At 68.5% G+C, this 21,247-nt stretch carries 21 protein-coding genes; 14 read left to right on the forward strand and 7 right to left on the reverse strand.

Annotation, left to right across the window (positions count from 1 at the left end):
• Positions 1 to 3 precede the first annotated feature (3 nt).
• The 10 genes from RUR49_RS00285 (at position 4) to RUR49_RS00330 (ending at position 11,663) form a co-directional block, all read left to right on the forward strand.
• Positions 4 to 507 (forward strand): flagellar basal body-associated FliL family protein, encoded by a 504-nt coding sequence (locus tag RUR49_RS00285; protein WP_409144324.1) that lies wholly within the window; start codon positions 4 to 6, stop codon positions 505 to 507.
• Positions 504 to 1,337, forward strand: a complete 834-nt coding sequence (gene fliP / locus RUR49_RS00290) for a flagellar type III secretion system pore protein FliP (protein ID WP_409144325.1) — start codon at positions 504 to 506, stop codon at positions 1,335 to 1,337. The genes RUR49_RS00285 and fliP overlap by 4 nt, the downstream gene beginning before the upstream one ends.
• 383 nt (positions 1,338 to 1,720) lie before the next feature.
• The gene (locus tag RUR49_RS00295; RefSeq protein ID WP_409144326.1) at positions 1,721 to 2,641 is read left to right on the forward strand and encodes a flagellin; all 921 of its coding nucleotides are present in this window, start codon (positions 1,721 to 1,723) and stop codon (positions 2,639 to 2,641) included.
• 252 nt (positions 2,642 to 2,893) lie between these two features.
• A complete protein-coding gene (fliF, locus tag RUR49_RS00300) occupies positions 2,894 to 4,540 on the forward strand; it encodes a flagellar basal-body MS-ring/collar protein FliF (protein WP_409144327.1) in 1,647 nt (548 codons plus the stop codon).
• Between the two features lie 3 nt (positions 4,541 to 4,543).
• On the forward strand, positions 4,544 to 5,149 hold the full coding sequence (locus RUR49_RS00305; RefSeq protein ID WP_409144328.1) for a hypothetical protein: 606 nt from the start codon (positions 4,544 to 4,546) through the stop codon (positions 5,147 to 5,149).
• A gap of 9 nt (positions 5,150 to 5,158) precedes the next feature.
• The gene (locus tag RUR49_RS00310) at positions 5,159 to 6,331 is read left to right on the forward strand and encodes a MotB family protein (protein WP_409144329.1); all 1,173 of its coding nucleotides are present in this window, start codon (positions 5,159 to 5,161) and stop codon (positions 6,329 to 6,331) included.
• Between the two features lie 503 nt (positions 6,332 to 6,834).
• Complete coding sequence (locus RUR49_RS00315) at positions 6,835 to 8,223, forward strand: hypothetical protein (protein ID WP_409144330.1); 1,389 nt, start codon at positions 6,835 to 6,837, stop codon at positions 8,221 to 8,223.
• A 107-nt stretch (positions 8,224 to 8,330) separates the two neighbouring features.
• Positions 8,331 to 8,813 carry a hypothetical protein gene (locus RUR49_RS00320; protein WP_409144331.1) on the forward strand — a complete coding sequence of 161 codons (483 nt, stop codon included), beginning with the start codon at positions 8,331 to 8,333 and terminating at the stop codon, positions 8,811 to 8,813.
• 14 nt (positions 8,814 to 8,827) lie between these two features.
• On the forward strand, positions 8,828 to 11,134 hold the full coding sequence (locus tag RUR49_RS00325) for a hypothetical protein (protein WP_409144332.1): 2,307 nt from the start codon (positions 8,828 to 8,830) through the stop codon (positions 11,132 to 11,134).
• Complete coding sequence (locus RUR49_RS00330; protein ID WP_409144333.1) at positions 11,082 to 11,663, forward strand: transglycosylase SLT domain-containing protein; 582 nt, start codon at positions 11,082 to 11,084, stop codon at positions 11,661 to 11,663. The genes RUR49_RS00325 and RUR49_RS00330 overlap by 53 nt, the downstream gene beginning before the upstream one ends.
• Positions 11,664 to 12,005: 342 nt before the next feature.
• Here RUR49_RS00330 and RUR49_RS00335 read toward each other — a convergent pair whose 3' ends face one another.
• The gene (locus tag RUR49_RS00335) at positions 12,006 to 12,698 is read right to left on the reverse strand and encodes a protein phosphatase CheZ (protein WP_409144334.1); all 693 of its coding nucleotides are present in this window, start codon (positions 12,696 to 12,698) and stop codon (positions 12,006 to 12,008) included.
• Between the two features lie 191 nt (positions 12,699 to 12,889).
• On the opposite strand from RUR49_RS00335, the gene RUR49_RS00340 reads away from it, so the two are divergent.
• From RUR49_RS00340 to RUR49_RS00350, 3 genes are all read left to right on the forward strand, one after another.
• Complete coding sequence (locus tag RUR49_RS00340) at positions 12,890 to 13,273, forward strand: chemotaxis response regulator CheY (protein WP_409144335.1); 384 nt, start codon at positions 12,890 to 12,892, stop codon at positions 13,271 to 13,273.
• Between the two features lie 23 nt (positions 13,274 to 13,296).
• Positions 13,297 to 13,905, forward strand: coding sequence for a hypothetical protein (locus RUR49_RS00345; protein ID WP_409144337.1), 609 nt, complete (start codon positions 13,297 to 13,299; stop codon positions 13,903 to 13,905).
• Between the two features lie 225 nt (positions 13,906 to 14,130).
• Complete coding sequence (locus tag RUR49_RS00350; protein WP_409144338.1) at positions 14,131 to 14,799, forward strand: response regulator transcription factor; 669 nt, start codon at positions 14,131 to 14,133, stop codon at positions 14,797 to 14,799.
• A 120-nt stretch (positions 14,800 to 14,919) separates the two neighbouring features.
• Here the strand turns inward: RUR49_RS00350 and RUR49_RS00355 are convergent, their stop codons facing one another.
• From RUR49_RS00355 to RUR49_RS00380, 6 genes are read right to left on the reverse strand one after another with little or no spacing between them, the layout of a single operon-like run.
• Entirely contained in the window at positions 14,920 to 15,672 is a 753-nt protein-coding gene (locus RUR49_RS00355; protein WP_409144339.1) for a response regulator, read from the reverse strand.
• Between the two features lie 2 nt (positions 15,673 to 15,674).
• Complete coding sequence (locus tag RUR49_RS00360; RefSeq protein WP_409144340.1) at positions 15,675 to 16,904, reverse strand: EAL domain-containing protein; 1,230 nt, start codon at positions 16,902 to 16,904, stop codon at positions 15,675 to 15,677.
• 14 nt (positions 16,905 to 16,918) lie between these two features.
• Positions 16,919 to 17,311 carry a response regulator gene (locus RUR49_RS00365; RefSeq protein WP_409144341.1) on the reverse strand — a complete coding sequence of 131 codons (393 nt, stop codon included), beginning with the start codon at positions 17,309 to 17,311 and terminating at the stop codon, positions 16,919 to 16,921.
• The gene (locus RUR49_RS00370; protein WP_409144342.1) at positions 17,308 to 18,726 is read right to left on the reverse strand and encodes a sensor histidine kinase; all 1,419 of its coding nucleotides are present in this window, start codon (positions 18,724 to 18,726) and stop codon (positions 17,308 to 17,310) included. Before RUR49_RS00370 ends, RUR49_RS00365 begins: the two co-directional genes overlap by 4 nt.
• 5 nt (positions 18,727 to 18,731) lie before the next feature.
• Positions 18,732 to 19,055: a hypothetical protein gene (locus tag RUR49_RS00375; protein WP_409144343.1), complete on the reverse strand. Its 324-nt coding sequence runs from the start codon at positions 19,053 to 19,055 to the stop codon at positions 18,732 to 18,734.
• Positions 19,036 to 19,536 carry a hypothetical protein gene (locus tag RUR49_RS00380; RefSeq protein WP_409144344.1) on the reverse strand — a complete coding sequence of 167 codons (501 nt, stop codon included), beginning with the start codon at positions 19,534 to 19,536 and terminating at the stop codon, positions 19,036 to 19,038. Before RUR49_RS00380 ends, RUR49_RS00375 begins: the two co-directional genes overlap by 20 nt.
• A 345-nt stretch (positions 19,537 to 19,881) precedes the next feature.
• On the opposite strand from RUR49_RS00380, the gene glmM reads away from it, so the two are divergent.
• On the forward strand, positions 19,882 to 21,225 hold the full coding sequence (gene glmM, locus RUR49_RS00385) for a phosphoglucosamine mutase (protein ID WP_409144345.1): 1,344 nt from the start codon (positions 19,882 to 19,884) through the stop codon (positions 21,223 to 21,225).
• The last annotated feature ends 22 nt before the right edge of the window (positions 21,226 to 21,247 follow it).

Consider the following 21,247-nt stretch of genomic DNA (forward strand, 5'->3'; position numbering starts at 1 on the left):
TCGATGATGGCAGCTGCGGCGAGCAAGGACGCTCCACAGAAGGGCAAGGGCAAGGGCGGCGGTCTGTGGATCGCCGCCGGCGTCCTGACGGTGCTCGCCCTCCTCACTGGCGGCGGGCTCGGCCTTCATCTGTCTTCCTCGCTCGAGGAGGTGATCACCGAGCGCGAAAAGGAACAGACCGAAAAGGTCCCGACCGAAATCAAGTACAGCGGCGACATGGTGCTGAGCCGCCTCGATCCGATCATCGCCAACCTCGCCGCTCCCAGCGACACCTGGATCCGCGTCGAGACCGCGATCGTCTTCGAGAACGGCAAGGTCGCCAATCCAGAGATCACCATCGCCGAGATCAGCCAGGACATCGTCGCCTATCTGCGAACCCTGACACTCAGCCAGTTGCAGGGCCCGATGGCCTTCCAGCACCTGCGCGAGGATCTCAACGAGCGCGCCAGCCTGCGCACCTCCGGTGCCATCCAGGAACTCGTCATCGAGACGATGGTGATCCAATGACCTCGGCGGCCTGCACGGTACCACAGCAGCACCGGTGCGCGCCGGGGCAGTGGACCCTCGGCGTCGCCGCCCTCCTCACGGCGGCGCTCGCCTTCACCGCGACCGCCGGTCCGGCGGCGGCACAGGATCTCGCGGCGCTGGCCGACATGCTGCCGGAAGGCGGCGGCTCGGTGAGCGGCCGGATCATCCAGTTCGTCGCACTGATCACCGTCCTCTCGATCGCCCCGGGCCTGCTCATCATGGCGACGAGCTTTACCCGGCTCATCGTCGCGCTGTCGTTCCTGCGCTCGGGGCTCGGCGTCCAGAGCACGCCGGCCAACCTCGTCCTGATCAGCCTGGCGCTGTTCATGACGTTCTTCATCATGGGGCCGACCTTCGACCGCGCCTGGCAGGACGGCGTCAAGCCGCTCACCGAAGGCCAGATCACCGAGGCCGAGGCGTTCGAGCGGGCGACGGCGCCGTTCCGCGAGTTCATGCTCTCTCAGGTCCGGCCGAAGGACCTGCAGCTTTTCGCCGATATCGCCAGCGCCACGCAGCCGCAGTCCGCGTCGCCGGCATCGCCCGCACCGTCTCCGGTGGCCGAGGAGGTGGAGCTGCGCGTGCTCATCCCCGCCTTCATGATCTCCGAGCTGCGTCGCGGCTTCGAGATCGGCTTCCTGATCGCCCTGCCCTTTCTCGTCATCGACATGATCGTCGCCACCCTCGTCATGTCGATGGGCATGATGATGATGCCGCCAACCGTCATTTCGCTGCCCTTCAAGATCCTGTTCTTCGTCCTGATCGACGGCTGGAGCATGCTCGTCGGCAGCCTGGTGAGGTCGTTTGGCTGATCGGCCGACCGACCATGCCGAATGCCTCCCGAAAGCGCGCTCCGGCGCGCTTTTTCTTTTCCCGACCGAGGAAAATAGAGGGCCGTTGCTCTCACTGCTCGCGGGAAAGGCCTTCAGAGTGCGGCACGCAGCCCCGTCCAGCCCCGGAATCCGGGGCGCTGCGTCAAAAACTCTCCAGCGATGCGCTGGTGTCAGAAAACGCAAGCTTCGCGCAAGCATGCCCTGTCATGGTCTTTCCATAGCAGGTTGGTGACTTGGAACGACAAGTCGATGCGCCGCTCGTGAAACGGGGCGCCCACCAAAGGCATGATGCCGCCCTGCTATGCCGGCCAATCCGGCATGTCCCCCTAAATTTTGTGATCTAGTGCAAGAGGGACATCGCTATGTCTAGCCTTCTGACCAACACCTCGTCGATGGTTGCCCTGCAGACCCTGCGGAGCATCAACGATAGCCTCGACCAGACCAACAGCCGCGTTTCGACGGGCCTGAAGGTCAACTCGGCGTCTGACAGCGCCGCGTACTGGTCGATCGCCACGACCACGCGCTCCGACAACGGTGCCCTCGGGGCCGTTTCCGACGCGCTGGGTCTCGGCGCTGCCACTGTCGACGTGGTCTCCACCGGCATGAACGAGATTCGCAACGTCCTGCAGGAAGTGAAGCAGCTTCTCGTCACGGCTCTCGAGCCGGGCGTCGACAAGACGAAGATCCAGACGGAAATCACCGCCCGCCTGGAAGACATCTCGAACAAGTCGAAGACGTCCGTCATCAACGAGGAGAGCTGGCTCACGGTCGACTCGTCTGATGCGGACTACAACGGCACGAAGAGCGTTGTCGGGTCGTTCACCCGCGTTGGCGGCGCCGTGTCGGTCGATACGATCGACATCGACCTCGCCACCGTCAGCCTCTACGACGCCAACGGCAACATCGGCATCATGGACAAGGACCGGACCGCCGGCGGCACCACCATCGCCGTCGCCGACATCGACATCTCCGCTCTGACGAACGCCGCCGCCGACCTCACGACCATCGAGGAGTACATCTCGGTCGTCGACGAGGCTCTGACGGACATGACCACGGCTTCGACGGAACTCGGAACCGTGTCGACCCGCATCGAGTCGCAGCGCAGCTTCGTGAAGGCGCTGATGGATGCGAACGACCGGGCCATCGGCACCCTCGTCGATGCGGACATGGAGGAGGAGTCGACCCGACTGAAGGCCCTGCAGACTCAGCAGCAGCTCGCCGTCCAGTCGCTGTCGATCGCCAACTCGTCCAGCCAGAACATCCTGTCGCTGTTCCGTAACTAACGGGTCGTCGGCTCTCCCCCCTACGACGACTCTTGGGCCACGCTCCGCAAGGAGCGTGGCCCTCCTTCTTCCCCTGCCGACGATGCCGAGCCGCAGCGCCGCAACGCCCGCGCAAGGTTGACCCCCGACAGTCCCCCTCGTGCCCGCACCGATGGGCCGGCCGCATGCCGCGAACGCGTCTGCCGCCCGGCCGAGGTCGTCTCCCCGACGGCCGCGCCCGGTGTCGGAGCCTTCGAGGAACGGAAGCTGTCGATGACGGGCCGCGCACAAGCCGAAAAGCTCTGGCAGAACATTCTCGCCTTGGGTGGGCGGAGGCTGGCCGCACTCGGCCTCGTCGGCCTGACGGTGCTGCTGGCCGTCGGCGGCGGCGCCTACTATCTGAGCCGCCCCGTCCAGGAGGCGCTCTATACCGGCCTCAGCAGAGAGGACGTCAACCGCATCGGCGGCGCCCTGAAGGATGCCGGCATCGCCTTCGACGTCAGTTCCGATGGCACCTCGGTGCTCGTCGCCTACGCCGACACGGCGCAGGCGCGCATGCTGCTCGCCGAGCAGGGCCTGCCGCAGAATGCCAACTCCGGCTACGAGCTGTTCAACGAGCTCGGCTCGTTCGGCCTCACCTCCTTCATGCAGGAGATCACCAAGGTCCGTGCGCTCGAGGGCGAGCTCGCCCGCACCATCCAGACGATGAAGGGCATCAAGGCCGCCCGCGTTCACATCGTGCTGCCGGACCCCGGCTCGTTCCGGCGAGACCAGCAGCCGGCCTCGGCCTCCGTCGTCATCCGCACCGAACGCGCCGACGATACCTCCGCCGCCCAGGCGATCCGCCACCTCGTCGCCGCCGCCATCCCCGGCATGAAGGTCGACTCGGTGACCGTCCTCAACACCGAGGGCACCGTGCTCGCCTCCGGTGACGACGGCACCAACGCCGCCAGCGGCAAGCTCGCCAGGCTGCAGCAGGAGGTGAGCCAGCAGATCGAGGAGAACATTCGCCGCACGCTGACGCCCTATCTCGGCCTCAACAACTTCGAGATCAGCGTCGCCACCCGCCTCGACGTCGCCTCGACGCGGACGAGCGAGACGATCTTCGATCCGGACTCGCGCGTCGAACGGTCCGTCCGCGTCATCCGCGAGAACGCCCAGTCGCGCAACAGCTCGAGCAACGTGCCCGCCACCGTCCAGCAGAACATCCCTCAGGAAGAGCTTCCGACCGGCGACGGTGCCGATTCGAACGAACAGAACGAGCGCCGCGAGGAGCTGACGAACTTCGAGATATCGTCGAAGGTCGTCGAGACGCAGAACGACGGCTTCGCCATCGAGCAGCTGTCGATCGCGGTGCTGGTCAACCGGGATCGCCTGATGGCGAACGCCGGGACGGATGCGGGCTCGATCCCGGTCGATGCCCAGATCGTCGACATCGAGCAGCTCGTCACATCCGCCGCCGGCCTCGATCTGGCCCGCGGCGACAAGCTGAAGGTCGCGGCCGTCGGCTTCGCCCAGGGCGCCGGTGACCTCGAGCCGACGCCGCCGCTGTCGATGTTCGACCTGCTGATGCGCCAGATGGGCACGCTCATCAACGCCGCGACCATGCTCGTGATCGCCGTGCTGCTGATCCTGTTCGGTCTCCGGCCCGCGATGAAGGTCATCCTCGGCCGGCCGAAGGAGGAGGAGGAGCCGCTCCCGGACCTCCTCGAGGGCCCGGAGACGTCACTGCCGACCATCGATGCGGCTACCGGCGCGCCGATCTCCGCCGAGGCTCAGGCAGAACTCAACCTCATCGAAGACTTGACCAGCAAGATGAACCGCACGCCCCAGAAGCGGCTCGAGCAGATCATCGAGTACGACGAGGAACAGGCGGCTGCGATCCTGCGCCAGTGGCTTCGCCTCGAAGAGAAAGTCTGACGAATGAACGCTTTGGCTCGTTATATTCAGCGCTTCGACACCGTCGAGACGGCCCCTCCCGCCGAGTTGGTGCTCGCACCGCAGGACAATCATGCCCCGGAGCCCCCCGTCGATCGGGTCGCGGAGGCGCGGGCCGAGGGACAGCGTTTGGGCCGGATCGAGGCGGAGCGTGCGTTCGAGGAGCGCCTCGTCGCCGAGCGCGAGTCCTTCGCCCAGTTGCTGCTGGACGAGCGCGCCCGCTGGTCTCGCGAGGAAAGCGGGCGGCTGGCCGAGGCCATCACCGCCGCCGACCAGGCACTCGTGTCGTCCGTTTCGGAGGCCGTGTCGCGGACCCTGCTGCCGTTCCTCACAGCCCGCGCCCGCGAACGCGCCATCGCCGACCTCGTCGCCACGCTGGACGCACTCCTCGCCGACGGCAAGAACCCGGTCGTGACGGTCGGCGGCCCCCGCGACCTTCTCGCCGAGGTGTCGGACCGTCTCGGTGCGCGGGCCGACGGCGTGACCTTCCAGCCGTCGGAGCGGCCGGACGTCCGCGTCGTCGCCGACTCCACGATCATCGAGACCCAGCTCGCCGCGTGGCTCGGCCGCCTCGCCGATCTCCAGGATTGATGGTGCGCCATGGCCGACGCCGAGCATCAAGAACTGATCATCATCAAGCGCTACGAGGAGGAGGAGCACGAGGCGCACTCGAGCGCCTGGAAGGTCGCCCATGCCGACTTCATGACGGCGATGATGGCGTTCTTCCTGATCATGTGGCTGATCAACGCGACCGATGACGAGGTCAAGAAGTCGATCGCCAACTACTTCAATCCCGTCAACCTCGCCGAGAGCATGACGGACCGCAAGGGCCTGCACGACCCCGAGGACGTCGAGGCGGCGCCGCCGCCGGAGGCCGGGAAGCAAGGAGATGCTGGCGGAGCCGCTTCGGAGAGGCCAGCGGCCATCGCCGTGGTGATGGCCGCGCGCGAGCAGGCGGCGTTCCAGGACCCCTACGCGATCCTGGCGAAGCTCGCCGCGGAGGCCGACGCGATGGCCCCTGAAGCCGGGGACATCGACGCGCCGGAAATCCAGACCGGCGAGCCCGGCGACCCTGGCGGCGACACCGCCCGCGATCCCTTCGACCCGGTCTACTGGCAGACGAACGCGACCCGTCAGTCGCGGACCGAGAACCCCGGCCGTTCCGGCACGATCGCCAACGCCCGGATCGGCGCCGAGATCGACGCCGCAGCACGGGCGAGCGACGCCTCGGCGACGGCCGCCGACGGCGAGGTCGGTGACTCGGGTAGCGAGCCTCCTGCGGCCGCCACCGGCGCGGCAGACGGACCCGACGCCTTCGCGAATGAGGCGTTCGAGGGTGGCGCCGACGCCGCCTATGACGGCGGTCCGCATCTCGAGATCCGGCGCACCGCGGAGGGCACGCTCGTCAGCCTGACCGACGACATCAACTTCAGCATGTTCGCCGTCGGCTCCGCCATTCCGGACCCGCAGACCGTGAAGGCGATGGAGGAGATCGCCAAGGCGCTCTCGACGCGCTCGGGCGAGATCGTCATCCGCGGCTACACCGACGCCCGACCCTTCCGCTCCGAGACCTACGACAACTGGCGGCTGTCGACGGCGCGCGCCCACATGGCGCAGTACATGCTCGTGCGCGGTGGCCTTCAGGAGGATCGCATCCGCAGCGTCGAGGGCTTCGCCGACCGCGACCTCAAGAACGCCAAGGATCCGAACGCCGCCGAGAACCGCCGCATCGAGATCCTGCTGCGCGCCCCCGCCGCCGAGGCGCCTCGATGAGCGGCGGCAAGCTGGCCCGTCTCGCGTTGGCGGCTGTCCTGACGGCCGGTGTCGGCGCGCCCGCCCTCGCCCAGAGCGAGCGCAACAGCCGGCTGCTGCCGCAGGCCGCCGCCCCGGTCGCGCCGGCGGTGGTCGCGGCTCCAGAACCCGTCATGGCGCCGCCGCCCGTCGCGGTGCCGCCGCCGGCCGTCCCGGCCGCGGCCGCGGAGTCCATGCCGGCGCCCGACGCCGCCGCTCCGACCGTGCTTCCCGGTGCCGCCGCGAGCACCTTCTCGCCCCCGCCCGCGGCCGGGTCGCCGACAACGAACGCTCAGCCGATACCGAACCAGGCCGTGTCGGCCCCACCGTCACCGGCGCCGCGCGCCCTGCCACCCGCGCCGCGACCCGCCGCGGCGACCGCCGCCCCGCCGGCGGCCGTCGCTCCGTCGCCAGTTGCTGCTTTCACAACGCCGGAAGCGCCATCGCAGCCGATCGCAGCCGTGCCGGCGCGGGTGAGAACACCCGTGCCCGCCGTGCGCGTCGCGGCGCCCGTCGTGCCGGCGCAGGCACCGGTGGCCGCCGCCGCGAGCTCGACCGATGCGGCGACGGAATCGGCGACGGCCGTCGATGCCCTGGCGGAGGACACGGAAACGCTGCTGAGCGAGACGGTCGAAACAGAGGCCGCCGCTGGTCCGACTGCAGTTGCCGTGGAAGCCGCTCCCGAGGGTACGGCCATCGCGAACGACGCCCTTGAAGTCATGGCGCGCGATGCCGAGGCGATGCGGTTCGCCGCCGAGCAGGAACAGGCGGCGTTGACGGTGCAGCAGGCCGTGCCACGGCCCGCGCCACGCGTCGAGACCGTCGTGGAAGCCGCCGAAGTCGTCGCCGTCGTCGAAGAGCCGCCGGCGCCCCCCGCTGCGCCGGTGGAGCCGACTGCCGACGAGGTAGCTGTCGTCGCCGCGGAGCCGCCTGTGGCGGTGGAACACGAGGCTGCGGCGGAGCCGGCTTCCGAGGGCACCGCGGCCGCTTCGGCGCAGCCCGTCGTGACCGTGGAGCCCGAAACCGCTCCGGAGAGCGCGGTTCCCGCCGCCGCGGATGCGGCACACGCCTCCGTCGACGGCGCCGCCACGGTGGACCAGGCCCCCACCCCGGTCGATGCCGAGCCGACGGTCGCTGCCGAGGCCGCCGGAGGCAACGAGGATCGCGACAGGCGATCGGGCGGCATCCGCTGGATCGCAGGCGCCGGCCTGCCACCGCCCAACCCGGACGCGCCACGGGTCGCGGGGGAGTTGGACCCCGCACCGACCGACACCGACGGACCGTCGGACGAGGCCACCCTCGACACGGCTGCCGTCACCGCTGAACGGGAGGTCGCGCCGCGCGTGCGCCGTCGCCCGTCGACCCCGCCGATTGCTGCACCCTATGAGCTCGTGCGCACGCTGCAGGCCATGCAGGACGACATGGCCGGCGGCTCGACCGCCGCGCTGGCCGCACAGCGCACGCTGCTGCAGCGCATGGAGGAGGAGTTCGCCGGCGCCGATCCCCTCGTCTGGCAGGATCGCCGCAACGCCCGCGCCCTCGTCGCCTATACGCTCGGCGGCGGTCGGCCGGTGACGCTCCGGCGGTTGCTCGCCAGCGAGACGCCGCCCGACGGCGACGCCGCGCTGATGCGAGGAGCCCTCGCCTATGTCGAAGGCGACGAAGCGACCGCCCGCAAGTACCTGACCGACATCGACCCGACGAGCCTGCCCGCGAGCCTTGGTGGCCAGCTGGCGCTCGCCCAGGCGGCGCTCGCTGTCGGCGAGGACCCGAAGAAGGCCATGCTCCTGCTCGATACCGCGCGCCTGCTGGCCCCGGCACGCTGGTCGAGGAGGGCGCCCTGCGCCGCCAGATCTTCGTCGCCAGCGAACTGAACGACCTCGTCCGGTTCGAAGCACTCTCTGGCCAGTATCTCAGGCGCTTCCGCCGCTCCGTCTATGCCGGCAACTTCCGCCGTCGCTTCGCCGCAGCTCTGTCGCGCATGGAGTTTCTCGACGACCCTGCGCAGTTCCACCGCCTCGACGACATGCTGGCGGAGACGGACCCGGAGGCTCGACGCGAGCTCTACCTCGTCGTCGCGCAGGCGGCGGTAAACGAGGGCAAGACGACGGTCGCGGCCACCGCGGCCGAGCGCGCCCTCGCATCCGCCCCGCCGGGCTCGGTGGATGAGGCCCGCGGCCGGCTCTATCGCGGCGCGGCCCTGGCGGTCACCAGCGACGGGCTCGACGCCGCGATGTCGGAGCTCGGAAAGGTCAACCGCGGTGGCCTGCCGCGCACCGACGCAGCACTCCTGCAGGCGGCGACCGAGACCGCCATGCTGATCCGGACGGCCGCGGCAGCGGCGGGGGCGGCCCACGCGTTGCCCGTCGAGGCGGCCCCCGACGACGAGACGCCGTCGGCAACGGTCACCCGCGCCCGTGACGCGATCGCCGCCATCGACACGTTGCTGGAGCAAGCCCAATGAGCGGACTCCCCCTCATGAAGGACGCCTTCGCGAATGGAGGGCCGTCGGCAGCGGCCGGAGCCGCCGCCGACAGGGCTGCCACCGGCCATCGCCGCCCGTCCGCGGACGGAAACGCCTTCGCCGAGATCGTCTCGTCGCTCGGCCCCGCCCAGGCGCGGCCGGAGCCTCGCGCCGCGGAAGGGCCAGGCGAGGCGGCGACGCCCCCGGGCCGGCTCCCGCTGCCGGGGAGCCCCGTCGCGGCGCTCGAGCCGGCCGCCGGTGCGGCTCTGATGGCATCCGGGCCGCGGTCAGCCCGGGACATGCTCGGGCCCGTGTCCCGCCTCGAAGCCGCGTCGGCACTCGAGCCCGCAGCGGCGCTCGGGGTCACGCCAGCGCACCGGGCCGCTTCGGTGGCCGGGGGTGCTGCGGCACTCGCCCCCAGCACGCCGTCCGGCACGGCCGCAGGCCTCGGTGCGGGGCTCCAGGCCGCCCTGGCGGGAGCGACGGCACCGACCGGCGGTAGCCCCCCCGCGTCTGACGCCCTTCCGCCCGACACCGGCGCGGTCTCCAGCCAGCCGGCCACCGACCACGACGACCAGGCCACGGTATCCATCCTCCCCGACCGGCAGCCGCCGGCCGCGGTCCGCGAGGGGCGAGTACCCATCGCGGTGGACGTCCCGGCGGACCGGGACACCGCCCGTGCCGACGGACCGTCCGTCGAGGACGCTCCGTCCGGCGGCGAGACGCCCCGCACCGACACGGTCGACGCGGGGGCCGAACGGGCACCGCGTCTCGACACCATCGCCCAGCCGCCACCCGCGGCTCCTTCTACCGGTCCGGCAGGCGTCGGTGCGGCCGACGCGGACCGGGCCGTCGCCCTGCTCCCGGGCGCCCCCGCCGCGAACGGCCAGGCGACCGGTGCCCCGACCGAGGCCGGCGAGACGTCTGCGTCTCCCGGCACGCGGCCCTCGGGGTCGCTCGGCGCCCCGTCGGCGCCAGCCGAACCCGATGCGAGGCTACCCGGCGCCGGACCGTCCGATCCCGCCACGATGGCCGCCTTCCGGGACACAGCGCCGGGATCGAAGGCCACGCCGGAAGCGAGCCTGCCGCGTCCGGCGACGCCCGTGCCTGCGCAAGGCACCGCGTCGGCGGCCACCCAGGTGGAGACGGGTGCAGCACAGCCCGCCCTCCCCGCCACGACGGCCGCTGCCCCGCTCGGGTCGGTTTCTGCCGCCGATGCGCCCGCTCAGGCGTCCGGCACGGGCGGCGGCCGAGTATCCGCGCAGGTGCGGGACATGCGCACCCATTTCGCTCCGGTCGTTCCGCGGACACTTGCGGCGACTGTCGGCGGAAAACCGGAAGCGGCTGCTTCGGCCGGCTCGGCACCCGTGGCGATGGAGGCCGCGGCGCCCGCCGTCGAAGCGGAGCTCGCCCGCGCCGTCACGGCGCCGTCCCCCGCCCCCGCCGCGTCAACCGCCCAAGCGACCGCACCGTCGACCGCCCAGGCGACGCTTGCGGCGGCGTCGTCTCCGACCGTCATCGGCGCATCTGTTGCGGACGAGGTCGGCGGCCCGCCGTCTGCCACCGCCCGCGCCGTCACCGAGGGCGTCCGGGGCTCCGGGCCGCGTGAGACGGCACCCCCTGTTGCGACGACACCGGACCAGCGGGTCACGCAGCGTCCGGAGGGCGCGGCAGCTCGCCGTGCGGACGTGTCCGAAACCACCAATGGTGCCACCACGGTCGCCGAGACCGCGCCGGTCGCCGCGAGCCCGGATGGGGCCACACCGACAACCAGTGCAGGGTCCCCGACGGACCTGCCGCTGCGCACGCTCGCCCAGGAGATCGGGCGCGTCGCCCGACCGATCGCCGCCGACGGCGGATCCCAGCTGGCCACCACGACGGCCGGCCAGCCGAACGCCCTGCGACGCGACGTCGAAGTGGAGCTCTCGGCACCGGAGTTCGGCGTGGTGCGGGTGCGGATGCGCCTCCACGGCTCGTCGCTTGAACTGCGCCTGAGGACCGACGACCCCGCCACCCTCGCGCTTCTGGCCGAGCGCCGCACCGAGCTGGAGCGGGCCATCTCCGAAGTCGGCGTCGACGCGAAGGTCGTCGACGTCAGCCGTACGGCGGCGTCGGCCTCGGCGGCTTCCCCGTCCTCCCCGGGCGGCCAGGCGCCGACGAGCGACGGTGGCCGCGGTGGCGAAGGTCAGCCGTTCGATCAGCGGCCGTCGCCCGATCGCAACGACCGCCGCCCCCCCTTCGACCGACAGACCGATGGATCAATGCCCGATGAAGACCCGACTGCTCGTGCCGGCACTCGCCCTGGCACTCTGTTTGTCTGACGCCACTCTCGGGACCGCGTCCGCCTCCACCGGCGCCGACGCCGTCTGCGAGCGGGAAATGGCTGCCGCCTCGAAGCGTCACGACGTGCCGCTCGCAATCCTCTATGCCGTCGGCATGACCGAGAGCGGCCGCAAGGGCTCGCTGCATCGCTTCGCCATGAACATCGAGGGCAAGTCCTACTTCGCCTCGAGCGTCAACGACGCCCTGTCGGCGTTCCAGTCCGCCCGCGCCCAGGGCAAGAAGCTGATCGACGTCGGCTGCATGCAGATCAACCACCACTTCCACGGCAAGAAGTTCAAGTCGGTGGCGCAGATGTTCGATCCCCGTGCGAACGTCGAGTACGCGGCTCTCTTCCTGTCGGAACTGCGAGAGCGCGAGGGCAGCTGGACGATGGCGGTGGCCCGCTATCACGCCGGCCCGAACAACAATCCGGCCCAGAAGCGCTACGTGTGCGCCGTGATCACCAACATGGTGGCGAGCGGGTTCGGTGAGTGGACGGCCAACTCCCGTCGCTTCTGCGGCAAGTAGGAAGGCGGCTTTCGCTCCCGCGCGAAAGCGAAACCTCTTCCCTGGCAAAGCGAAACCTCTTCCCTCGCGAAGATCGTATCACGCCGGCGCGTCACCGCCGGCGGTTTGCGGACATGGACGCGCGCGACAGCCCGGGGATCGGGCTGTCCGTCGGACTTGCGTCCGTTTTCGTCGGTGGTGGGGGGATGGTCGCGCACAGCCGGCGCCACGGGCCCGAAGCCTCGGCGGCTGCAGGGTCAAAGGCGCGCGCGGTGATGGCGCGGCGGTCTGTCCGCCAGGGCACATCACAGTGGAAGCATCCGGCCGGCGATCCGCGAGGGGCGGCCGGATGCACTCTCATCGTCAGTTGAAAAGGGAGTCGATGTCGTCCTGCGAGACCACGCCGAGGTCACCCGCCAGCGCCGGTCCGTTGAGGAGCGAGTCCTCCTCGTCCATCTCGTCGATGTTGTTCTCGGTGGCGCCGAGTTCCTGCCAGATCTCACCCATGCTCCGAATGCGCTCTTCGATGTACTGCATCAGCGAGACGACCTTGCGGATGCGCTGGCCGGTGATGTCCTGGAAGTTGCAGGACTCGAAGATCAGGATCGCGTCGGCGCGCAGGCTGTCGATCGCCATCCGCGTCTCCGGCTCGGCCCGGCTGGCGAGCTCGGCCGCACAGGAGTCGATCCGCTCGGCGGCGGAGAGAATGGCTTCCGTCGCGCTTTCGGTGTCGGCCACAACGGCGTCGAGTTCGTCTGTGGCGCGGTGGAGCTCGGCCCGGTTGGAGCCCTTGGCGTTCAGCGCGCTCACCTCCGTGCGCGTCTTGCTGATGGCGCCGAGAATGCTCTCGATGCCCTCCCAGAGCAGGGCGCCGCCCTGCTGGACCCGCGCGACGTCGGGGCGCGACTGCACGGTCGCGACGAGCGTCCGCAGTTCCGCCAGCTCGGTGAAGATCTTGTCGAGATGGCCGTGAACGGCCGTCGACACCGCCGCGGCGCTGTCGCGGTCCCGCCGCGGATTGGTTTCTATGCGGAAGGGTCGCCGGGCCGCCGACATGTCAGTCTCCTCTCATCCTGTTCCTCGCGGATGAGCATCGTATTAGATTGGCGCCGCAAACGCGTAAATGGGGTGAGAGTTCAGCCTGCAAGCTTCGCACAAGTCTCAGCATCATAAAGGGTACCTTGCCACGTCGGCAAAGTCGCGAGCGACGGAAGCTTGACGTCGACGATGAACGATGGAGTGAACAAATGTCGCTGGACCCTTCGATGCCGATCCTGGTCGTCGACGACTACAAGACGATGATCCGCATCATCAGAAACCTGCTGAAGCAGCTCGGCTTCGAAGATGTCGATGAGGCCGCTGACGGCACAGAGGCTCTCGGGAAGATGAAGGAGCGCGGCTACGGTCTCGTCATCTCCGACTGGAACATGGAGCCGATGACCGGTTACGAGCTGCTGCAGCGCGTCCGCTCCGACGACGCCCTCTCCGCCATCCCCTTCATCATGGTGACCGCCGAGGCGAAGTCCGAGAACGTCATCGCCGCGAAGAAGGCCGGCGTCAGCAACTACATCGTGAAGCCGTTCAACGCGCAGACGCTGAAGGGCAAGATCGAGTCGGTCTTCCAGGCCTGATCCGGTGGAGCGGGACCCTTGCCGTGTCCCTCCTGACGGCGCAACTGCGACAGGCGCTATGGATCACGACACTCATCGTCATCTGGTGGGGACGTCCGCCGGCTATGGCGGACGACCGGCCGTTTGCCGGTTCGCCCGCCCCGGGAGCGTTCAACGCCGCGCCCCTGTTCATTCCCGCCCCGGACCGCAGCGCCATCGAGGAGGAACTCGGAGCCACCATGGCGATGACGCCGCCGGACCGACGCGTCATGGCGGAACTACCGTCGGGCTCCAGACTCTGGATCCGCCCGGGCGCCTACGAGCCCGGCCCATCCGGCAGTGACTGCCGGCGCTTCGACTACGAGTACGAGGCGATCGGCGGCGGGACAGCCGTGGTGATCGGCGCGCGGTGCAAGTCCGCGGCGGAGGTCACCTGGCATCCCTTGTCCCCGGACGTGGCGGTGGACGTGCGAGGGCTCGAGCGAGCCGAGCCGCCCGTCGCCATCGAAGCACCGGTCCGCCGGGCACCGACGGGTGACGGCGGCGGCCCCGCGAAGGCCGAGGTGCAGCCGCCGGCACAGCCGCAACCGTCGCGGCCCGCAGCGACGGCGCCGCCCGCGCGCGTCATTCTTCCCTTCACTCCGAGCCCCTGAACCCGGCCAGGCGGCAGCGGCTTCACTTTGCGCGCGCGGAGTTCGCACTCGCTTTCGTCTCTTTCGTATCTCACTCCGAATCTGGAGTCGTTCGTCTCTCAAATGCGATCCAATAGAGATTGAGTGGAGCGATTCCAAACCATACACGTCAGCCCATGGATGTTCTGCATCTCGCGCCCAGCGCCGCCGAACGAACTTGATGCAAATTAAAAATGGGGGAAGACCATGTACGTGGTTGTGGATCACCGAGACGCTGTAATCGCAGGTTACACTTCTGGTTTCGCTCGTGAGGGTTTCGCTTCCATGGGGTTCTGCTCTGGTGAATTCAAGGCATGGCTGGAGACCGCGCCGGATGAGGACCTCGCGTCAGTGCAGGGTTTCCTGCTCGGTGACGTCGATGGACGGACGTCCGTTTCGCAAGTGATCCGAAACCACTCGCGCGCGCCGATCATCGCCCTCAGCGAGGAGCGCTGCCTCGACCAGACGCTCGAGCTCTTCAGCGCCGGCATCGACGACGTCGTCCGCAAGCCCGTTCACGTTCGCGAGATCGTGGCGCGTTCCGATGCCGTTTGGCGGCGGGTGAACGATGTCGTGGCGCCGGCGACGTCCGGCCGCCTCCAGGTGTTCTTCGACGGCCGCGATCCGATGGTCGACGGCGAGCCGCTGCAGCTCCCGCGCCGCGAGCGCCACATCCTCGAATATCTCGTGAAGAACAGCGCGCGCCGGATCACCAAGACCCAGCTCTTCAATGCGATCTACGGCGTCTTCAACGACGACGTCGACGAGACGGTCATCGAGGGCCACATGAGCAAGCTGCGCAAGAAGCTGCGCCAGCGCCTCGGCCACGACGTCGTCGATGCGAAGCGCTTCATGGGCTATCGCTTCGTCGGCTGACGAAACCGACTCCGAACGTCTTGCAAGATGGTGGCCCGTGGCAGCGCTGCGGGCTTCGCCGTTTTCGGGCCTGCGCGCGAGCCGCCGCGCACCCGATGACGTCGCCGGGCGCGGCGCGCGTCAGGTTCCGAGCCGCTTCGCCTGCCGCTGCACGAAGAGCTCCATCTTCTCCCGGCCCCTCGACGTCATCGTCACGAGGATGCGCCGTCTGTCGGAGGGATCCGGCTGACGCTCCAGCAGGCCCGCCTCCTGCAGGTCCTCGATCCGCCGGAGTGCCGTCGTCGTGGATGCGCCGGAGGCGAGGCAGAGGCTGGTGACCGAGATCGACCGCCCCGTCGCCTCGGCGAAGGCGAGGTCGAGCAACATCTCCCACGCCGGATCCGAGAACAGCCCGGCATCGAAGATCGCCTCGCGATCGGCCCGCGCGGCGACGAGCGCCTTCAGATAATCCGGCGGCGAGGCCGGGGGCTTTGCCTGCCCGGCACCGTCCTCGATCATCGACAGCGCATGCTGGATCGACTTGGCGACTTCCTCGGCGGAGACCGGCTTCTGCAGGAAATCGACGGCATTCAGCCGCAGGGCGGCGACGGCCCGGTCGAGGGCGGCATTTCCCGTGATGACGATCGCCGACAACGGCCTCGACTGGCGGCGCACGGCCAGCTTCTGCAGGAGCTCGATACCGTCGATCTGCGGCATCATCAGATCGGTGACGACAATGCGCAGCGACGCGTGCTTCTGCACCAGTTCGAGCGCTTCATGGGCCGTACACGCAGCTATTGTCGGAAACCCCAACAGGGACAAGCCCTCCTGAAGCTCTTCCAGCACGTCACGATCGTCGTCTACTATCAGAACTCGCGGGGAGTCCTTGTTCATTGTCACCCACCTTGACTAGCTTCTAACGTCTCCATTCGCTGGCGGGTGTCGCTGCTGAGCCGCGGAAGCAACTTCATCAACTCCGAAAGCGGGCGCTTGTGAGAGATCAGATAGCCTTGGAGGAAGTCTACACAATGGGCGCGCGCCAAGGCAACGTCCTGCGGTGTCTCGATTCCTTCGGCGACGACAGCGAGGTTGAGACGGCGGCCGAGCCCAGCGAGCGCGGCGAAAATATCGCGCGCCTTGCTCCACGTGCGGGCAGATCGCACGATCTCGATGTCGATCTTCAGTTCCGTGACGGGGAGGTTGGCCAGCTGCGTCAGGCCGCTGCTGCGCTGGCCGACGTCGTCGAGGGCGAGGCCGAAGCCGGCGAGCCGCAGCTTGACCAGGGTCGAGAGGGCGCTCGCCGAGGAATCGTAGAGTGAATCCTCGGTCAGTTCGAAGGTCACCTGCTGCGGCGGCAGGCCGGCCGACTTGGTGATCGCCGTGATCGCCTCGACCGTGGAGCGTTCGAGCAGCACCGTCAGCGGCAGGTTGACACTGACCTGGCCCTGGTAGCCAGCCGCCAGCCATTCCGCGCACGCGGCCGCGGCCTGCCGGGCCACCTCGACGGAGAGAACGGAGATGATGGCAGGCTCGGTCATCGCAGCCGCGACGATCGCCGGCGGCGAGACCTTGCCGATCTCCGGCAGTTCGCCGAGCAGCAGCGCCTCGGCGCCGGCGAACTGCAACGTGTCGCTCCTGACGATCGGCTGGAAGGCGACCTTCAGGGAATTGTCGCGCAAGGCCGCCTCGAGGGCACTGCGGATCAGCGTCGAGGGAGGATCCGTGGGTGCGGCCCCCGCGCGGGCTTCCTCCGGCACTGCGTCGAGAAGAGCGGACAGCTGGTCCGGATCGAAGGGCTTTGCGAGGCCGCCGATGACCGTCAGGCCCTGGCGCTCGGCAGCGGCCGTGGTGCCGCGCAGGACTGCCTCGCCATGCCCCGTCATCAGCACGAGCTTCGGCGGTGCGCGCCACTTGCCGAGACGCCGCAGGACATCGAGCCCGTCGACGCCCGGCATCATCAGATCCAGAATGAGGACGTCGACCCCGTCGAAGGCTGCGGGATCCAGCAGACACGCGTCGCTCAGCGCCACCACGTCGTGGCCGCCGAGCTCCAGCATCTGGCTGATTTCCCGCCGCAGATCGCCATCGTCGTCGAGGATGACGACATGGCGGCGTTTCTGGGTCATTGCGTTTGCATTCGTCAGTCGCTCATCTTGCTGAACAGCATATCTTCCATCTCTTGCGCGAGCATTGCCGGGTCGATCGGCTTCAATCGCAGGATGTCGACGCCGAGGTTCTCCTTGCTAGCACTGCCGAGAATGTTGCCGGTGATCACGACCGTGAGACGAGGGCGGATCGCCGCCGGTAGCGACCGCGCCGTCGCGACGAGCCGGGAGCCGTCCATGTCGCCGAGCCGGAGGTCCGTCATCAGGCAGTCCGGCGCCAACCCCTCGACGAGCAGTCGCTCCGCCTCACCGCCGGTGTTGCAGATGCGCACGACCCAACCGCTCTCGGCAAAGAATTCACCAAGTTCTTCCGCCAGATCCGTCTCGTCGTCACACAGCAGCAGCGACTTGCGGATGGCCTCCGTCATTGGGCCGCCTCGCTCATTTCCCCATCCCGGTGATACTGCGGCAGGGTGATCGCGAACAAGGCCCCGCCGGCCGAGTTCGAGGCGGTGATCTCGCCCTTCATGCTGCGGATGATCTTTCGCGACAGGGACAGGCCGAGGCCGGTGCCTTGGCTCTCGGACTTCGTCGTCGTGAACGGCTCGAAGACCACGTCCAGGATGTCCTGCCGGATGCCGCCCGCCTGGTCCTGGATGCGGACGGAGACTTGCTCTCCCTCGACACGCGCCTGGACCTGCACGATCGGATGGGCCCCCTTCGACCGGTTTTCCTCGAATGCGTCGCGGGCGTTGATGAGGAGGTTGACGATCACCTGCTCGAACAGCGTCTGTTCGCCGGCGACCTGCAGTTCCAGGGGCAGGTCGAGGTCGATCACCAGCCGGATCCCCGACATGCCGTACTGCTCGGCGACAAAGCTGATGGCGAGGTCGATGGCGCGCCGCGGGGAGAAGGGCTCGGAGGTCAGCGTCGGTGTCCGACCGTAGCGTCGCACCTGGTCGGTGATGCGCCGGGCCCGCTCGATCTGGGCGTTGATGCGCTCGAGCTTGGCCTCGAGAGACGCCGTGTTGCCGTTGGCGAGCAGCCGCTGGGCGTTCGCCGCGGCCATGCGGATGACAGTGAGAGGCTGGTTGATTTCATGGGCGATGGCGGAGGCCATTTCGCCGAGGGTGGCGAGCTTGGCGGTCTGCATGATCTGAAGTTCGGCGTCGCGGATCTGGGTGGTGTCGGCAAGCGCGAGCATGCACTGCTGGCGGCCCTCCCACATGACACGCTGGCGACGGCCGCGCAGCGCCAGGATGGAGCCGTTGGCCCGCTGGAAGGAAAAGCTGACGAGGACGCCTTCCGCCTGGTCCGCCGAGAGAGAGTCCTGCGCCGCCTTGAGAAAGCGGCGCCACTCCCGCGACGTCGGCGGCGCGGTGTCGATCAGTGTCTGCGCCTGCGGATTGGCGAAGCTGACGACGTTGTTGAGGGAATCGAACACCACGACCAGCGCCGGCATGGCCCGGATGAGGGCACGCAGGTTCTCCTGCATGTGCGTCGCTTCCGCCTGCGCGTGCTCGACGGCGAGAAGGCGCTGGCGGTCCCGCATCGCCTGCATCAAGACGAAGACGACCAGCGACGTGACGGAGAAGAACATCAGGGCCAGCGGAATGAAGGCCGGGCTCTTCGCCAGCTCCTGCTCCCGCTTGTAGATGTTCTCGTTGTAGGCGACCGACGTCTGCAGGATCTTCTGCAGGGTCCTGTTCAGGGGCTGCAGTTCGTCGTGGAGCTTGTTGAGGCGCGGCGCGGGAACGATGACGTCCGGCTGCAGGTCGACCTCGGCGAGGAAATCATCGATGATCGCCTCGTAGCGCTTGATCGTCGGAATGTGGGCCGGCAACTCGTTCAGGAGCCGGCCTTCCTCCGATTCGTAGAGGATCGGAAGGCGCGAGCGCAGGATCTCGATGCGCAGGATGACATTTCCTGCCCCACCATCGTCGGATCGACCGCGTCGATACGCAGGGCGGCAAGCGACTTGATGAGCTCGATTTGCGCCTGATAGGCGACCCAGCCAGACGTGCGTACGCCAACCGACAACATCTCACGCTGTCGGGAATGATCCAGATAGAGAAAGGTCGTCGCCGCAAACAGGCAGGCCGTGGTCGCGACGAGCGCGACCGTGACGAACAGTGCCCACTGTCTGCGGATATTACTCAGCTTCAAAGACAATCGCTTTCACCTGCCACACCATGCGTCCATGGTAGAACTGTGAGTTGAGCTTGGGGTCCGACGAAATCGGATACATGACCCAGTAGGGCCCCTTGTCGACGACGGGCATGGTCTCGCCGTTCCGGCGCGACGCCAGGATGGCCCCGCTTTCTTCCCAGTCTTCCGCGGGGACGTCCATCTCGTAATCGTTGAGCGCGGTCACGCGCGCGCTCGAGACGGGGACGCCGCCGAGCGCGGCGAGGGTGCCGAGCGAGGGTCCCGAGAAGCGCTGATCGCCGCTCGTCCACGGGGTCTCGGTGGTGAACTCGACCTGCGGCAGCGCATCGACGGCCGCTGCATCCAGCGTGCGCTCCGCGATCACCGTTCCGTCCTTCGCGTGCCACTCCAGCACGAGATCGATATCGGCCGCGAGCGCCGCAGTGGCAAACAACGATGCCGAGATGATCCATCCAAGGACCAGGGCAGACGCAACCTTGAGCACGATCGTCCTCCTCAATCTCAACCCGGAATGTCGCCCGTCAGACGCCTGCCGGCCCAGGAATTTCGCGCGCGCAGCGTTTCATTGAGGGGCCTGCCCCGCCAGCCCAACAACCACCAATTTGACGCCGCGCACGAGAATTTGCTCCGGAAGTGGAATGATCCGCGCTCCAGCGTCCACATGGCACCCGTCACGCCTCCCTCCCGTGCATCGGCCGGGCCATGACAGTCTGATACGCGATGTGACCCCGTTCGCCGGTGACCGCGGAACCACTTCGGAGTAGGAAGGCGGCTGAATGATCGCCGGCGAGTCGAGCCGGCCATAAACGAGAACGGAACGGACCCCGCCATGGGGCGACGCTTTTTCGGAACCGACGGCATTCGCGGCAAGGCGAACACCTTCCCGATCACGCCAGAACTGGCCCTGAAGATCGGGATGGCCACCGGCATCGCCTTCCGCCGTGGCAATCACCGCCATCGGGTCGTCATCGGCAAGGACACGAGGCTGTCCGGCTACATGATCGAGACGGCACTCGTCGCCGGCTTCACCTCGGTCGGCGTCGACTGCTTCCAGACCGGACCGGTGCCGACCCCCGCCATCGCCATGCTGACCCGGTCGCTCAGGGCCGACATGGGCGTGATGATCTCGGCCTCGCACAATCCCTACGACGACAACGGCATCAAGATCTTCGGCCCGGACGGTTTCAAGCTTTCCGACGATCTCGAGATCGAGATCGAGGCGATGCTGGAGACGGACCTGTCGTCCAAGCTTGCCCCGTCGGCGGGCCTCGGCCGCAACACCCGCATCGACAGCGCCGCTGATCGTTACGTCGAGTTCGTCAAGCGGACGCTGCCGCGCAATCTCGGCCTGGACGGGGTGCGCATCGCGCTCGATTGCGCCAATGGCGCCGCCTACAAGGTCGCGCCGATCGCCCTGTGGGAGCTCGGCGCCGAGGTGATGGCGATCGGCGTCTCGCCGGACGGCTTCAACATCAACCGGGAATGCGGATCCACCGACACCAAGGCGCTGTGCGAGAAGGTGCATGAGGTGCGCGCCGACATCGGGATCGCCCTCGACGGCGATGCGGACCGGGTGATCGTCGTCGACGAGCGCGGCCAGATCATCGACGGCGACCAGTTGCTGGCGGTGATCGCCGGAACCTGGGCGGACGAGGGCAAGCTGTCGCAACCCGGCGTCGTCGCCACCGTGATGTCGAACCTCGGCCTCGAGCGCCATCTGGCGGATCGGGGCCTGACCCTCGAGCGCACCAAGGTCGGCGACCGCCACGTCGTCGAGGCGATGCGCAGCGGCGCCTACAACGTCGGCGGAGAGCAATCCGGCCACATCATCCTGTCCGACCACACGACGACGGGCGACGGACTGATCGCCGCCCTGCAGGTGCTCGCCGTGGTCGTCCAGACCGGCCGGCCGGTGTCGGAGGTCTGCCGCCGCTTCGAGCCCGTGCCGCAGGTGCTGCGCAACGTGCGCATCGTCGAGGGCAAGCCGCTCGAGGATGAGCGCGTCAAGGCGGCGATCGACGACGCCCGCCGTCGCCTCGGCAACCACGGCCGCCTCGTCATTCGCCCGTCGGGCACCGAGCCCCTGATCCGCGTGATGGCGGAGGGCGACGATGGCGGTTTGGTGAACGAGGTGGTCGACGATATCGTCGCCGCTGTCGGTCGCGCCGCCTGAACGACGCCGCGACGGGCTTCGC

Origin of the sequence: Pseudoxanthobacter sp. M-2 (assembly GCF_046156265.1) — a bacterium.
GTDB lineage: Bacteria > Pseudomonadota > Alphaproteobacteria > Rhizobiales > Segnochrobactraceae > CAMDHY01.